This is a genomic window from Schaalia odontolytica, from assembly GCF_005696695.1.
In the GTDB taxonomy this organism is placed as follows: Bacteria; Actinomycetota; Actinomycetes; order Actinomycetales; family Actinomycetaceae; genus Pauljensenia; species Pauljensenia odontolytica_C.
The window spans coordinates 1,316,629-1,330,672 of sequence record NZ_CP040006.1 but is presented as its reverse complement, the minus strand read 5'-3'; the positions used below and the strand labels follow the sequence as shown (position 1 = coordinate 1,330,672).

Below are 14,044 nucleotides of genomic sequence, written 5' to 3'. Positions count from 1 at the left end.
CGACGTAAGAAAGGAAAGACGCCGTGAATTCAGGAAACATCATCGGCAACATCGCGTTCATCGTGGTGCTTGCTCTCGTCGTTTTCGTCGTGGTTTCGCTCGCCCGCGCAGTGCGGATCGTTCCGCAGTCGCAGGCGTACGTTGTGGAGCGTCTTGGTCGGTTCCAGGCGGTCATGCAGGGTGGTTTCCACCTGCTGGTCCCCTTCGTGGACCGCGTTGCCGCTCGTATCGATCTGCGTGAGCAGGTCGCGAACTTCCCGCCGCAGCCCGTTATCACCGCCGACCAGGCGATGGTCTCGATCGACTCCGTCATCTATTTCCAGATCACGGATCCGCGCAGCGCGACCTACGAGGTCGCTAACTTCCTGCAGGCGATCGAGCAGCTGACCGCGACGACGCTGCGTAACCTGATCGGTTCGCTGGATCTGGAGCAGACGCAGACCTCACGTGAGTCGATCAACAAGCAGCTGCGCGGCGTTCTTGACGAGGCCACGGGCCCGTGGGGCATTCGCGTGACCCGCGTGGAGCTCAAGTCCATCGAGCCGCCGCCGCGAGTCCTGGCCGCCATGGAGCAGCAGATCACCGCCGAGCGTACCAAGCGTGCGACGATCCTCACGGCCGAGGCCGAGCGTGAGGCCCAGATCAAGAAGGCTGAGGGTGCCAAGCAGGCCGCCGTTCTGGCCGCGTCTGCCCAGCAGGAGGCTCAGGTTCTTCAGGCCAAGGGTCAGAAGGAAGCACTGATTCTCCAGGCCGAGGGTGCCCGCCAGGCACAGATCCTGCGCGCACAGGGTGAGTCTGAAGCCATTCAGACGGTCTTCGCGGCCATCAACGCCGGTAAGGCCACGCCCGAGCTCCTGTCCTACAAGTACCTCGAAATGCTGCCGAAGATCGCAGACGGCCAGGCGTCCAAGCTGTGGATGCTGCCCTCGGATCTCACCGGCGCACTGGAATCCATCTCGAAGGGTTTCAACCTGGGCAAGTAGACTGAAGCCATGCCGGGCCGACCGCAGTCCCTGCGGTCGGCCCGTTCTTTTCTCAACGGGAGGATACCGGTGGATTCGCATCAGGAATACGTGCTGCGCGAGGTCGCGCAGAAGAACATTCGCTTTATCCGTTTGTGGTTCACGGATGTTGCGGGCGTCTTGAAGTCGATCTCGATCGACCCCGGTGAGCTCGAGGAGGCGTTCAGTGAGGGGATTGGCTTCGACGGGTCGGCCGTCGAAGGCCTGACGCGCGTCTACGAGTCGGACATGCTACTCAAGCCGGATGCGTCGACGTTCCAGCTGCTTCCGTGGCGTTCTAACGAGGACCCGGTTGCCCGCATGTTCTGCGACGTCCTCATGCCTGACGGCCGCCCGGCTCCCTCGGATCCTCGAGGGGTTCTCGAGCGCGCCGTGGAGCGCGCCGCCGACGCCGGGTTCCGGGTCATGATTCACCCGGAGATCGAGTTTTACCTCCTGCGTCAGCCTGTGACGCCCGATCGCATGATCCCCGTCGATCAGGCTGGCTACTTCGACCACGTGGCGCGCGGCGATTCGAACGACTTCCGCCGCCGCGCCGTGCGCATGCTCGAGGACATGGCGATTCCGGTCGAGTTCTCGCACCACGAGGGTGGGCCGGGGCAAAACGAGATTGACCTGCGAGCCGTTGATCCCGTGCGCGCAGCGGATAACATCATGACTGCCCGCACCCTCATTGAGGAGGTCGCGCTACGCGAGGAGCTTGTTGCGACGTTCATGCCCAAGCCTTTCATTGAGCACCCCGGCTCGGGTATGCACACGCACCTGTCGCTGTTCGAGGGCGAAGAAAATGCGTTCTTCTCTCCTGCGGGCCAGTATCGCCTGTCCACGACGGGGCGTCAGTTCATCGCTGGCCTTCTCGCGCACGCCGAGGAGATCGCGGCCATCACCAACCAGCATGTCAACTCCTACAAGCGCCTGTGGGGCGGGGGAGAGGCTCCCTCCTACGTGTGCTGGGGCCACTTGAATCGCTCGGCTCTCGTGCGCGTTCCGCTCTACAAGCCGAAGAAGGCCGCGGCAGCGCGTATCGAGTACCGTGCCCCCGATCCGAGCGCGAACCCCTACCTGGCGTTCGCCGTCCTGATCGCGGCTGGGCTCGAGGGCATCGAGAAGAAGATGGAGCTGATGCCAGAGGCCGAGGACAATGTGTGGGACCTGTCGGATCGCGAACGTCAGGTTATGGGCATTCACGCCCTGCCTGCCTCGTTGGCGGACGCCGTGCGTGCCATGAAGGGTTCCGATCTGGTGGCCTCCACGCTCGGCGAGCAGGTGTTCGACTACGTCATCCGAAACAAGCGCAAGGAATGGACGGAATACCGCCAGCAGATTACTCGCCAGGAGCTCGAGCAATTCCTGAAGGTTGTTCCCCGGTGACACCTGACGAACTTCGGTTTGCCGGATTCCTGGACCCTCGCCGAGCCCTCGACTTTTTCGAGGAGCTTCCGGGTGGAGCCGAGGTATGGGCGGCGGACCTGGGAGCCAGTGCCGACCCCGATCAGGCCTTGCTGGCAGCGATCCGTCTGCACGAGGCGGACTCCGGCCTCGTGCGGGGACTCGTCGATGATTCGCGTGCGCGCGCTCGCCTGTGCGCCGTCCTGGGTGGCAGCCAGTGGCTGGGCGATTACATCATTGCCCAGCCCGGCCGTGCTCGATCGACGTGGGAGGATCCCGGCGAGGCTGCGCGCGTGATGCTCGCGTCCGTGGCTGCGACGCGAGGGGAGCGCGGCGCCTTCGTCGCCTCTGAGGACGCCCGGGTGGACGATCTGCGCGGCGCGTATCGCCAGGTCCTGCTGTACCTGGCCGCCGATGACCTGACGAGCGATGATCCTGAAGGCTTCATGCCCGAGGTCGGTCGGCGCATCGCCGACCTGGTCGACGCCACGCTTGAGGCCGGTCTTGCCCTGGCGAGGCGGGACATCGACCCGCAGGGGCGTATCCCCTTCGCCATCATCGTGATGGGTAAGACGGGGGCACGGGAACTCAACTACATCTCCGACGTCGACGTCGTCTACGTCGCCGAGGCCGGGGCAGACGGGGATGAACGCGTGGCCCTCGAGGTCGCGACGCGCCTTGCTGCGGCGACGGCATCCGCCTGCTCGGGACCCGGAACCGAAGCGCCGCTGTGGACGGTTGATGCGAACCTACGGCCCGAGGGGCGCAACGGAGCGCTCGTGCGCACCGTCGAGTCCTACCGCCAGTATTGGGACAAGTGGGCGCAGACGTGGGAGTTCCAGGCGCTGCTCAAGGCGCGCGCCTGTGCGGGGGACGAGACCGTCGGGCGTGCCTTTGAGGAAGCCGCACAGCCCTACGTGTGGAGCGCTGCGACGCGCGAGGGATTCGTCGAGGCGGCGCGCGCGATGCGCCGTCGCGTCGAGGACAATATCTCGCGTTCGCATGCGTCGCGTGAGCTCAAGCTCGGGCGCGGGGGCCTGCGTGACGTTGAGTTCACGGTTCAGCTGCTCCAGCTTGTTCACGGTCGCACCGATGCCTTCCTGCGCGTGAGGTCGACGCTCGAGGCGATTGAGGCGTTGCGCGAGGGTGGCTACATCGCGCGCAGTGACGCGCAACAGCTCGCCTCGTGCTACCGCTTCCTGCGCGCTGTCGAACACCGCACTCAGCTGCCCCGCATGCGTCGCACGCACCTGATTCCCGATAAGGACCGGGAGCTGCGTGTCCTCGGGCGTGCGATGGGGACCGCTCGCTTCGCGGATGCGGAGTCGATCAGTGCTGCTATCGACGAGGTGCGCACTCGCGTGCGCGCTTTGCACGAGGACGTCTTCTATCGCCCGATCATCGCCGCGACTGCGTCGCTGAGCGAGGACGAGGTGTCCCTGCACGCGGATGGTGCGCGCGACCGACTGGCTGCTATCGGCTACCGGGATCCGGCGGGAGCGCTCACGCACATTGGAGCCCTCACACAGGGAACGAGCAGGCGCGCCGCGATCCAGCGTCACCTGCTTCCGGTGTTCATCTCGTGGCTCGCCGGAGGGGCCGACCCCGACATGGGCCTGTTGAACTTCCGCATCCTGTCCGAGGATATCGGAGACTCGCACTGGTACCTCGCGCTCCTGCGCGACTCGGGCGTCGCCGCCCACAGGCTCACGACCATGCTTCCGAACTCCCGCTGGATTGCAGAGGCGCTCGCCAAGCGTCCCGAGGCCGTAGCCTGGCTCGACGACGATGGTGAGCTGGCGCCGCGCGAGCCGCATCGGCTCGCTCGTGAAGTGGCAGCCCTCATTGATCGCCACGACGACGCGACGGAGGCCGCCGCTCGCGTCCGCGCCGTGCGCACCCGCGAGTTGACGCGCTGCGCGATGAGCGACCTGCTGGACGGCGTCGATCCTCGTGGGAACGCGATCGCCGACGCCACGGATGCGGCAATTCTCGGAGCCCTCGCCATCGCGCAGCGGGAGGAAGCTGAGCGGTGGGGCGAGCAGCGGGCGGCCGTCGTGTTCGTCGCGATGGGCCGCTACGGCGGACGCGAGTGCTCGTACGCCTCGGACGCCGACGTGATTGCCCTGCACGAGGCTGTCGGGTGTACCACCGAGGCGGAGGCGGCAGCCAGCGCGACGACGATCGTCAACCGCGTGAAGAACCTCCTCGGCTCGGCGACCAACCAGCTGGGCATTGTCGTCGACCTTGACCTGCGACCCGAGGGTAAGAACGGCCCGATGAGCCGCACGATCGAGTCGCATCGTGAGTACGCGCAGCGGTGGGCCTCCACCTGGGAGCGCCAAGCGGCGGTGCGTGCGCGCCCGATCGGTGAGGGAAGCCTCGCCGATGCTGCACGGGAACTTTTTGATGAGCTTGCCTATGGGGGAGTGAGCGAGTCGGATGTGCGAGATATTCGCTTGCTGAAAGCCCGCATGGAGAACGAGCGTTTGCCGCGCGGCATCGAGCCCTCTCGCCACGTGAAGCTCGGCCCCGGTGGCCTCACGGACGTGGAGTGGACGATCCAGCTCATCCAGATGCGTGCCGGAATGAACAACCCCGCACTGCGTACGCCCTCGACGACGCAGGCGATCCTGAGCGCCCGGGAGCACGAGCTGATCAGCGCTCAAGACGCGCAGACTCTTCTTGATGCCTGGGACATGGCCACTCGCATTCGCGCGGCCAACACGCTGGCGAGCGGGCGCATGAGCGGTGTGAAGCTCGACGTCTTGCCTCGTGACAGCGCGGAGCTACGTGCCCTCGCAGCCATCCTCGGGTACGGTAGCGGCGGGCTGAACGCCCTCGAAGACGACTGGCTGCGCGCTGGACGCAAAGCGCGCGCCGTCATGGAACGACTTTTCTGGGAGCAGCAGTGAAGATTGTGCTGGTACGGCACGGACAGACCCCCGCGAATCGCCTTGGCGCGCTCGATACGGTGCGCCCCGGCCTTGGGCTGACTCCCGAAGGACTCCTCCAGGCCCAGCGCCTCGCGGATCGATGGGAGTCTGAGGTTGCGCCGCCTCCCACCGTCATCGCGCTATCCGGGTTGCATCGCACGCGGCTGACCGCGGCCCCGCTGGCGTGCGCCTACGGGCTGACCCCGCAGGTGCACCCCGGCATCCGCGAGCTCCGCTCTGGCGACCTCGAAATGGCGGCCGACCCGGCATCGCAGTCGCTCTACGTGCGCACGACCCTGTCGTGGTGCGCCGGGGATTTGGATAATCGCATGCCCGGCGGCGAGAGCGGGCGCGAAGCCCTGGCCCGCTCGCTCGAGACCGTTCGCCGCGTGGGCCTGGCCGCACGCGAGCAAGCGGGGGACGAGGCCGTCGCGGTGTTCGTCATCCACGGTGCACTCACGCGCCTGCTGGCCACGTGGCTGTCCACCGATATCGACGAGGAACTCGTCTCCAAGCACTTCATGTCGAACACGGGCACGTCCACCTTCGAGTGGGCGCCCGACTTCACCCCGGCCTGCGCCGACGAGCTGGCGAAGGGGCTCCGTGCCCTGACCTGGAACGACCTGCCTCTGGATCAGTGGTCCTGAGAGGGATCCTGATCGGGTGCGATGAAGGCTGACACCTCGAAAGGGAACGAGCGGTATTTGAAGTAGTTCTCCAGGTACGACAGGTGGTCCTCGCACGCGAGCCACGTCTTCGTGCGGGCGTGGTGGATCGCAGGGTTACGCCAGTCGATCCGGTAGCTCGCGGCGTTCGTGCATTCACGCGCCGAGCAGATGCCCGATGCGGCTTCGACTCCCAGTGCCATGGTGTCCTCCCCTGCGGTTACGCTTGGAAGTATGCCAACCCTCGTTCTCGTTCGCCACGCGCAGGCCGCATATTCATACCCCGATCACACTCGACCCCTCACGCATGCGGGCGTCGATCAGGCCGCGCGTCTCGGCGGTGTCTTATCCCGTGAGATCGGCGCATTCGATGTCGCGGTGTGCTCGGACGCGACGCGCGCCCAGCAGACCTTCGCTCAGATCAACCAGCACGTGTCAATTCGTGATAGCTGGTTCGACCGCGGTGTCTATAACGCCGACGAGGAGGACATCCTCACCCTGGCGCGCACTTTCGAGGGGACCAGCGCACTCATCGTCGGTCACGAGCCCACTATCTCCGGCGCCGGTTACGTGCTGGCGCGCGAGAATGATCGGGGAGAGGCAGCCCGAGGCGTACCGACCGCGACGGCTCTCATCCTTACCTTCGACGGAACCTGGGAGGATCTGGCCCCTTCGAACTGCGCTCTGCGCACGGTGCTGACCCCGCCCACCCGGTAGGTCACGTGCCCGCGGATGAGGCCCCGGCCTCGTTCATCGTTCCTGTGAGTGTGTTTACGTTTGTCCATGTGACGCCCGCCCGGATGCGGATGGGGGCCGCAGACGCGTTAGAATATGGCGGTATCTATCCACCCAACAGGGAGAAGTGATGTCGGGACACTCTAAGTGGGCGACCACCAAGCACAAGAAGGCCGCTATTGACGCCAAGCGCGGCAAGCTCTTCGCGCGCCTCATCAAGAACATTGAGGTTGCAGCTCGCACGGGCGGCGGCGACCCCGCTGGCAACCCGACCCTGTATGACGCCATCCAGAAGGCGAAGAAGAACTCTGTTCCCGCCGACAACATCGACCGCGCCGTCAAGCGCGGCTCCGGTGCCGAGGCCGGTGGCGCCAACTACGAGACCATCATGTACGAGGGCTACGGCCCCAACGGCGTCGCCTTCCTGGTGGAGTGTCTGACCGACAACCGCAACCGCGCCGCCTCCGACGTTCGCCTGGGCTTCACCCGCCATGGCGGCTCGCTGGCCGACCCCGGTTCGGTGGCCTACCTGTTCTCTCGTCGCGGCATCGTTGAGGTGCCCGCCGCCGACGGTGTGGACGAGGAATCCATCATGATGGCCGTCCTGGACGCAGGCGCCGAAGAGGTTGAGGACGCCGGCGAGCTCTTCATCGTCGAGTCCGACCCCAAGGACGTCGTTGCCGTGCGTACCGCCCTGCAGGACGCCGGCATCGACTACGACTCCGCCGAAGTCCAGTTCGTCGCCTCCACCGAGGTCGAGCTCGATCTCGAGGGCGCCCTCAAGGTCAACAAGCTCATCGACGCCCTCGAGGACTCCGATGACGTGCAGAACATCTACACGAATATGTCCCTGTCGGACGAGGTTCGTGCCCAGCTGGAAGAGCAGGAGTGAACATGAGCGATTCGACCGCTAAGCGCGAGGTCGGTACCCCGCAGGTCAAGCGCGGTATGGCCCAGATGCTCAAGGGTGGCGTCATCATGGACGTCGTCACCCCCGAGCAGGCGAAGATCGCCGAGGACGCGGGCGCCGTGGCCGTCATGGCCCTCGAGCGCGTCCCCGCCGACATCCGCGCCCAGGGTGGCGTGGCCCGCATGTCCGACCCCGACCTGATCGAAGGCATCATCGAGGCTGTGTCCATCCCCGTGATGGCCAAGGCCCGCATCGGCCACTTCGTTGAGGCGCAGGTTCTGCAGTCCCTCGGCGTCGACTACATCGACGAGTCCGAGGTCCTGACCCCCGCCGACTACACCCACCACATCGACAAGTGGAACTTCACCGTTCCCTTCGTCTGCGGTGCGACCAACCTCGGTGAGGCGCTGCGCCGCATCAACGAGGGCGCGGCCATGATCCGCTCCAAGGGCGAGGCCGGTACCGGCGACGTCTCGAACGCGACGACGCACATGCGTAAGATCCGCGACGAGATCCGCCACCTGACCTCCCTGCCCGAGGACGAACTCTACGTCGCGGCCAAGGAACTGCAGGCCCCCTACGAGCTCGTCGCCGAGGTCGCCCGCGAGGGACGCCTCCCCGTCGTGCTCTTCACGGCCGGTGGCATTGCCACGCCCGCCGACGCTGCCATGATGATGCAGCTGGGCGCCGAGGGTGTCTTCGTTGGCTCGGGCATCTTCAAGTCCGGCGACCCCGCCAAGCGCGCGGCCGCCATCGTCAAGGCCACGACCTTCTATGACGATCCGTCCGTCATCGCCGAGGTCTCGCGTGGCCTGGGCGAGGCCATGGTCGGCATCAACGTCGACGACCTGCCGGTCGATCATCGCCTCGCGGAGCGCGGATGGTGACCATCGGCGTTCTCGCCCTGCAGGGCGACGTCGCAGAGCACGTGCGGGCGCTGGAAAACTCCGGCGCCCGCGCGCTGCTTGTGCGCAGGGTTTCTGAGCTCGACCAGGTCGACGGCCTGGTCATCCCGGGCGGCGAGTCGACGACCATGTCGAACCTGCTGCTCTCCTTCGGTCTGTTTGACACGCTCAACGACCGGATCGCCTCCGGCCTGCCGGTCTACGGCACGTGCGCGGGCATGATTATGCTCGCGTCGTCGATCCTGGATGGACGTGAGGACCAGCGTTCTTTCGGCGCACTCGATATGGTCGTGCGTCGTAACGCCTTTGGTCGTCAGGTCGACTCCTACGAGGAGGACCTGGACGTTGAGGGCGTTGAGGGAGGTCCCTTCCACGCCGTGTTCATTCGCGCCCCGTGGGTTGAATCGGTGGGCGAGGGCATCGAGGTCATCGCGCGCGCCGGCAACAGCGCCGAAGGCCCGATCGTCGGCGTGCGCAGCGGCAACGTCATGGCAACATCCTTCCATCCCGAGGTGGGCGGAGACGATCGTATTCACGCGATGTTCGTCGATATGGTGGGCCGCGCCTGATGCGCGTCATGGGCATCGACCCGGGCCTGACGCGCTGCGGCCTCGGCGTGGTTGACGTCGATGCGTCGCGGCGCGCCTCGCTCGTGTACGTCGGTGTCGCCCGTACCGATAAGGACCTGGCGACGCACTTCCGGCTGCGCACGATCGCGGACGCGATCGACAGCGTCATCGAGCGCTACGAGCCAGAGGTCGTCGCCATCGAACGCGTCTTCGCGCAGGACAATCTCCAGTCGGTGACCACCACGATGCAGGTCATGGGTGCGGCGATGACATGCGTCGGTCGTGCCGGCCTGCCGATGGCTGTCCACACGCCCTCCGAGGTGAAGTCCGCCGTTTCTGGTAACGGAAACGCGGACAAGGCGCAGGTGCAGGCGATGGTCGCACGCATCCTTGGCCTCGCCAAGGCTCCTAAGCCCGCGGACGCCGCAGACGCTCTTGCCATTGCGATTACGCACGCGTGGCGGGGGACAGGCTTGCTCGGCGCCCCCGAGGACTCGTCGGTCGCCGTTTCGATCTCGGGTCGCCTGACCGCGCGCGGATCCATGACGCCTGCCCAAAAGGCATGGGCCGAGGCCCAGGCCGCGCAACGCCGAACGGGTGCCGTCGATCCGAGGCGTAGGCGCGGCTAGAATCGTACATATGTTCGCCCGCATGCGCGGGTGACCCATGAACGAAAGGAATGCAGTGATCTCCATTCTGCGCGGTACAGTCGCGAGCGTCGGCCTCGACCACATCGATATCGTGGTGGGAGGCATCGGCTTCCGCGTGCACGTGACGCCCGCTTTTGCGCAGGGCGCCTCGCGCGATCAGGAGATGACCGTGTTCACGTCGATGATCGTGCGCGAAGACTCGATGACGCTGTACGGTTTTGAGTCTGCGGACGAGCGTGATGTGTTCACGAAGCTGCTGTCGGTGTCGGGCATCGGACCGAAGATCGCGCTCGCCGCATTGGCGGTCCTGCGTCCCGATGATCTGCGCCGCGCTGTGCGCGACCAGGACCTCACGGCTCTCCAGCGGATCCCCGGTGTGGGAAAGAAGTCAGCTCAGCGCATGGCCCTCGAAATCGGCGACAAGCTGGGCACCCCGGCAGCCCTGCCGAGTGGAGAAGCCGCCACTGCTTCCGCGCCCACCGAGGACGCCGTGGCTTCCGAGGTCAGCGCTGCCCTGGTCGGACTGGGTTGGTCCGAGGCTCAGGCTGCCAAGGCCGTCGAGAAACTCGCGGGCAGTGGTCTTGGCGCATCCGACATGCTGCGCGCCGCCCTCGTGACGCTGGGAGGCGGACGTGGCTGATCAGATGGATTCCGGTTTCGACGTTGATGCGATGCGCATCGTGGCCCCCGACGCCGGGGAACTCGAGCGGGCAGCCGAGGCCGCGCTGCGCCCCAAGAAGCTCTCGGAGTTCGTGGGCCAGCGCGTCGTGCGAGGCCAGCTGCAGCTCGTGCTTGACGCCGCGCGGATGCGTTCGGCCAGCCCCGACCACGTCCTGCTTGCGGGCCCTCCGGGACTCGGCAAGACGACGCTGGCAATGATCATCGCCGCCGAGATGGGAACGTCCCTGCGACTGACCTCCGGCCCCGCGATCCAGCACGCTGGTGACCTTGCCGCGATTCTTTCCGGCCTCCAAGAGGGCGACATCCTCTTCATTGACGAGATCCACCGCCTCGCGCGAACCGCCGAGGAAATGCTGTATCTCGCCATGGAGGACTTCCGTGTGGACGTCGTCGTGGGTAAGGGACCCGGCGCGACGTCGATCCCGCTCACCCTTCCGCCCTTTACGGTCGTGGGCGCGACGACGCGTTCGGGCCTGCTCCCCGCGCCGCTGCGCGACCGCTTCGGCTTCACAGCCCATCTCGAGTTCTACGAGACCGATGAGCTGCAGTCGGTGGTCACCCGTTCCGCCTCGCTGCTGGGTTCGCCCATTGACGCGCAGGCCGCCCACGAGATCGCCTCGCGTTCGCGTGGAACGCCTCGTATCGCGAACCGCCTGCTGCGTCGCGTTGTCGACTACGCCCAGGTGCACGGCGACGGGCAGCTGACCCTCGAGGCTGCGCGCGGTGCCCTCGAGCTCTTCGAAGTTGACCCCTCCGGCCTCGACCGCCTTGACCGCGCGGTCCTCGAGGCCATCTGCCGTCGTTTCGCCGGTGGTCCCGTCGGCCTGACGACCCTGTCGGTGACGATCGGCGAGGAAGCAGAAACCGTCGAAACGGTCGCGGAACCCTACCTCGTGCGCGAAGGCTTCCTCGTGCGCACCAACCGCGGACGCATGGCAACCCCCAAGGCATGGGCCCACCTCGGCCTCACTCCGCCGGCGCCGGACGGTGGCCTCTTCGACTAGGGGAGTGAGCCTCGTCCCCATCCGTGCAGGCCGCGGGCACGTGCCGAGTGTCAAAACGGCTCCGGTGGCGTCTCGCGCCGCGCCACACCTTGATCGCTTAGGCTAAAACCTTGCTCGGGCATTAGACTGGCAAAGTGCGCTCGAAGCGCTAGACCGTCATCGAAAGTGAATCAGCCTTTATGAACAACTACATGCTCCTGATCATGGCAGCTTTCCTCATCGTCTTCATGATGTGGAGCTCGCGCTCCCGCAGGCAGCAGATGCAGAAGCTGGAACAGGAAAAGCGTGACCAGCTCGCAGCCGTCACCCCCGGAGAATGGGTGCGTACCCGCGTGGGCTTCTGGGGTCGTTTCGTGGACCTGGACGGCGACATCGTCGTCCTGGAGACCTCCGACGGACATGAGATGTACTGGGAACGTGAATTCATCGCCGAGATCGGTGGCCAGCCGCCGCTCGCTGACGCGGAGCAGGCTGAAGCGGACGCCGACGAGGCAGAGACCGTCGAGGAGGACGCATCCGTCCTCGGCCTCGATCAGGAAGACGCCCAGTCTTTTGACGTGCGCGACACCGACGAGCAGCAGAAGTAACTCAAGGCTGAACGGAAAGTAGAACCGTGGCATCACACAAACGACGCCCCGTGCGCGCGCTCGTGACCCTGACCGTCGCCATCGTGGCGGCGTGCGCGGCACTTGCGATCGGGCACCTTGCCAAGGGCGTATCCCCATACCCTGACCTGGCCCTTGACCTCAAGGGTGGTACCCAGCTGATCCTGACCCCGACCCCGACGTCGGAGGGGCAGCGTGCGATCACCGAGGAAGACATCACGCAGGCGATCTCGATTATTCGTAATCGTATTGACGCCTCCGGCGTGTCCGAGTCCGAGATCTCCTCGATGGGTAGCTCCAACATCATGGTGTCGATTCCCGGCACCCCGTCCCAGGAGCAGCTGGATCTGATCCGTTCGTCCTCGCAGATGAACTTCCGCCCCGTGCTGCGCATTGGGCCCGCGCAGGGCGTTCTCCAGAACCAGCAGCAGCCCAAGGTGGATAACCCTCAGTCGGGTGCGCAGAGCGGTGCTCAGTCGGGTGAGCAGTCCGGTGCTCAGTCGGGTGAGCAGAGTGGCACCGGCGCGGCTGATGCTGCTCAGTCTGGTGTCCAGTCCACCGCCCTGGATGAGGCGACTGCGCGCGGCGCTGCCGACGCGGACGGCGACGGCGTCCTGTCCGACACCCCCGCGACGACTCCCGAGAACGCGTCGGATCTCGCCTGGGTGACCGAGCAGGTCATGTACGACTTCCTGACGCTCGATTGCTCGGCATCCGCCGATGTGAAGCGCGTCGAGGGGCCCGCCGACAAGCCCTACGCCGCCTGCGACGAGTCCGGCCAGGTCAAGTACATCCTGGGCCCCGTGGCCGTTCCCGGCTCGGATCTGACGACTGCTGCTGCGGCCATCGCACGCAACAATAACGGTCAGTCGACCGGCCAGTGGATCGTGTCGCTGCAGTTCAACCACGACGGCACCGAGAAGTTCAAGGACACCTCCACAATCCTGTACGGCTACCACGATTCGGACCCCCAGGGGGCGTCCTATCGTGGCACTCCGGACCGTAACTCGTTCGCGGTCGTTCTCGATGGAACCGTGATTACCGCTCCGTCTATGCAGGCCATCATCCCCAACGGTGAGGCGCAGATCAGCGGTAACTTCACTGCGCAGTCCGCGACTGCTCTGGCTAACCAGCTGCAGTTCGGCTCGCTGCCGCTGAACTTCGAGGTTGAGTCCGAGCAGCAGATTTCTGCGACGATCGGTACGGACCACCTGACCGTCGGTCTGTGGGCGGCTCTCATCGGCTTCCTGCTGGTCATCCTCTACCTGATTTGGCAGTACCGCGGCCTCGCGATCATTTCCGCCGGTTCGCTGGTCGTTGCCTCGGTCATCACCTACCTGGTGATCACGCTGCTGTCGTGGGCGATGGGCTACCGCCTGTCGCTGGCAGGCGTCGCCGGTCTGATTATGGCCATCGGCGTCACCACGGACTCGTTCATCGTCTACTTCGAACGTGTTCGAGACGAGGTCCGAGACGGACGACCGCTGCGCGCCGCCGTCGAAGAGGGCTGGGATCGCGCCAAGCGCACCATCCTGGTCTCCGACGCCGTCAACCTGGTTGCGGCCGTGGTCCTCTACCTGCTCGCCGTCGGTGGCGTTCAGGGCTTCGCCTTCACCCTCGGTATCACGACAGTTATCGACATCGCGGTGATCTTCCTGTTCACCCACCCGATGATGGAGCTGCTGATCCGGACTCGCTTCTTCGGCGAGGGCCACAAGCTGTCGGGTCTGGATCCCGAGCACCTGGGTGCGAAGAATGCTCTCGTGTACGCGGGTCGCGGACGCGTGGTTGTGCGCGGTGAATCCGCGACGGCGAAGGACAACGACGACGAGGCTGGCGACGGTCTGTCGATTGCCGAGCGCCGCCGTGCCGCCCGCCTCGCCGCCGCGAAGGCCGAGGAAGAGACCGTCGACGACGCTTCAGCCGAAACGACGGATGGCGCCGCAGGCGTGACCGAGGAAGAGGAGAACTGA

Annotated in this window: 14 protein-coding genes; 13 read left to right on the top strand and 1 reads right to left on the bottom strand. The window is 65.8% G+C overall.

Features of this window, described 5'->3' with window-relative positions; all coding sequences use genetic code 11:
• Window positions 1-23 precede the first annotated feature (23 nt).
• From FBF35_RS05855 to FBF35_RS05840, 4 genes are all read left to right on the top strand, one after another.
• Complete coding sequence (locus tag FBF35_RS05855; RefSeq protein ID WP_034466683.1) at window positions 24-983, top strand: SPFH domain-containing protein; 960 nt, start codon at window positions 24-26, stop codon at window positions 981-983.
• Between the two features lie 69 nt (window positions 984-1,052).
• Window positions 1,053-2,393 (top strand): glutamine synthetase family protein, encoded by a 1,341-nt coding sequence (locus FBF35_RS05850; RefSeq protein WP_060567368.1) that lies wholly within the window; start codon window positions 1,053-1,055, stop codon window positions 2,391-2,393.
• Window positions 2,390-5,326, top strand: coding sequence for a bifunctional [glutamine synthetase] adenylyltransferase/[glutamine synthetase]-adenylyl-L-tyrosine phosphorylase (locus tag FBF35_RS05845; protein WP_060567367.1), 2,937 nt, complete (start codon window positions 2,390-2,392; stop codon window positions 5,324-5,326). The genes FBF35_RS05850 and FBF35_RS05845 overlap by 4 nt, the downstream gene beginning before the upstream one ends.
• Window positions 5,323-5,994, top strand: a complete 672-nt coding sequence (locus FBF35_RS05840) for a histidine phosphatase family protein (protein ID WP_060567366.1) — start codon at window positions 5,323-5,325, stop codon at window positions 5,992-5,994. The genes FBF35_RS05845 and FBF35_RS05840 overlap by 4 nt, the downstream gene beginning before the upstream one ends.
• On the opposite strand, the gene FBF35_RS05835 is transcribed toward FBF35_RS05840, so the two are convergent.
• A complete protein-coding gene (locus FBF35_RS05835) occupies window positions 5,982-6,215 on the bottom strand; it encodes a hypothetical protein (RefSeq protein ID WP_060567365.1) in 234 nt (77 codons plus the stop codon). The genes FBF35_RS05840 and FBF35_RS05835 overlap by 13 nt on opposite strands.
• A gap of 31 nt (window positions 6,216-6,246) precedes the next feature.
• Between FBF35_RS05835 and FBF35_RS05830 the strand changes: the two genes are divergently transcribed.
• From FBF35_RS05830 to secD, 9 genes are all read left to right on the top strand, one after another.
• Window positions 6,247-6,729 carry a SixA phosphatase family protein gene (locus tag FBF35_RS05830; RefSeq protein WP_060567364.1) on the top strand — a complete coding sequence of 161 codons (483 nt, stop codon included), beginning with the start codon at window positions 6,247-6,249 and terminating at the stop codon, window positions 6,727-6,729.
• Window positions 6,730-6,877: 148 nt separating this feature from the next.
• Window positions 6,878-7,639, top strand: coding sequence for a YebC/PmpR family DNA-binding transcriptional regulator (locus FBF35_RS05825; protein WP_060567363.1), 762 nt, complete (start codon window positions 6,878-6,880; stop codon window positions 7,637-7,639).
• A 2-nt stretch (window positions 7,640-7,641) separates the two neighbouring features.
• Complete coding sequence (gene pdxS, locus FBF35_RS05820) at window positions 7,642-8,544, top strand: pyridoxal 5'-phosphate synthase lyase subunit PdxS (RefSeq protein WP_003792524.1); 903 nt, start codon at window positions 7,642-7,644, stop codon at window positions 8,542-8,544.
• The gene (gene pdxT, locus FBF35_RS05815) at window positions 8,538-9,131 is read left to right on the top strand and encodes a pyridoxal 5'-phosphate synthase glutaminase subunit PdxT (protein ID WP_060567362.1); all 594 of its coding nucleotides are present in this window, start codon (window positions 8,538-8,540) and stop codon (window positions 9,129-9,131) included. The genes pdxS and pdxT overlap by 7 nt, the downstream gene beginning before the upstream one ends.
• The gene (gene ruvC, locus FBF35_RS05810; RefSeq protein WP_007590391.1) at window positions 9,131-9,760 is read left to right on the top strand and encodes a crossover junction endodeoxyribonuclease RuvC; all 630 of its coding nucleotides are present in this window, start codon (window positions 9,131-9,133) and stop codon (window positions 9,758-9,760) included. The genes pdxT and ruvC overlap by 1 nt, the downstream gene beginning before the upstream one ends.
• A 55-nt stretch (window positions 9,761-9,815) precedes the next feature.
• A complete protein-coding gene (gene ruvA / locus FBF35_RS05805) occupies window positions 9,816-10,421 on the top strand; it encodes a Holliday junction branch migration protein RuvA (RefSeq protein WP_060567361.1) in 606 nt (201 codons plus the stop codon).
• Between the two features lie 4 nt (window positions 10,422-10,425).
• Complete coding sequence (ruvB, locus tag FBF35_RS05800) at window positions 10,426-11,466, top strand: Holliday junction branch migration DNA helicase RuvB (RefSeq protein ID WP_187348987.1); 1,041 nt, start codon at window positions 10,426-10,428, stop codon at window positions 11,464-11,466.
• A 179-nt stretch (window positions 11,467-11,645) separates the two neighbouring features.
• Window positions 11,646-12,053 carry a preprotein translocase subunit YajC gene (gene yajC / locus FBF35_RS05795; protein WP_060567359.1) on the top strand — a complete coding sequence of 136 codons (408 nt, stop codon included), beginning with the start codon at window positions 11,646-11,648 and terminating at the stop codon, window positions 12,051-12,053.
• Between the two features lie 26 nt (window positions 12,054-12,079).
• The gene (gene secD, locus FBF35_RS05790; RefSeq protein ID WP_060567358.1) at window positions 12,080-14,044 is read left to right on the top strand and encodes a protein translocase subunit SecD; all 1,965 of its coding nucleotides are present in this window, start codon (window positions 12,080-12,082) and stop codon (window positions 14,042-14,044) included.

Coding starts and splice junctions, on each gene's coding strand:
- FBF35_RS05825 (WP_060567363.1), top strand. CDS start 6,878: ATGTCGGGACACTCTAAGTGGGCGACCACCAAGCACAAGAAGGCCGCT.
- ruvB (WP_187348987.1), top strand. CDS start 10,426: ATGGATTCCGGTTTCGACGTTGATGCGATGCGCATCGTGGCCCCCGAC.
- ruvC (WP_007590391.1), top strand. CDS start 9,131: ATGCGCGTCATGGGCATCGACCCGGGCCTGACGCGCTGCGGCCTCGGC.
- FBF35_RS05835 (WP_060567365.1), bottom strand. CDS start 6,215: ATGGCACTGGGAGTCGAAGCCGCATCGGGCATCTGCTCGGCGCGTGAA.
- yajC (WP_060567359.1), top strand. CDS start 11,646: ATGAACAACTACATGCTCCTGATCATGGCAGCTTTCCTCATCGTCTTC.
- pdxT (WP_060567362.1), top strand. CDS start 8,538: ATGGTGACCATCGGCGTTCTCGCCCTGCAGGGCGACGTCGCAGAGCAC.
- FBF35_RS05830 (WP_060567364.1), top strand. CDS start 6,247: ATGCCAACCCTCGTTCTCGTTCGCCACGCGCAGGCCGCATATTCATAC.
- pdxS (WP_003792524.1), top strand. CDS start 7,642: ATGAGCGATTCGACCGCTAAGCGCGAGGTCGGTACCCCGCAGGTCAAG.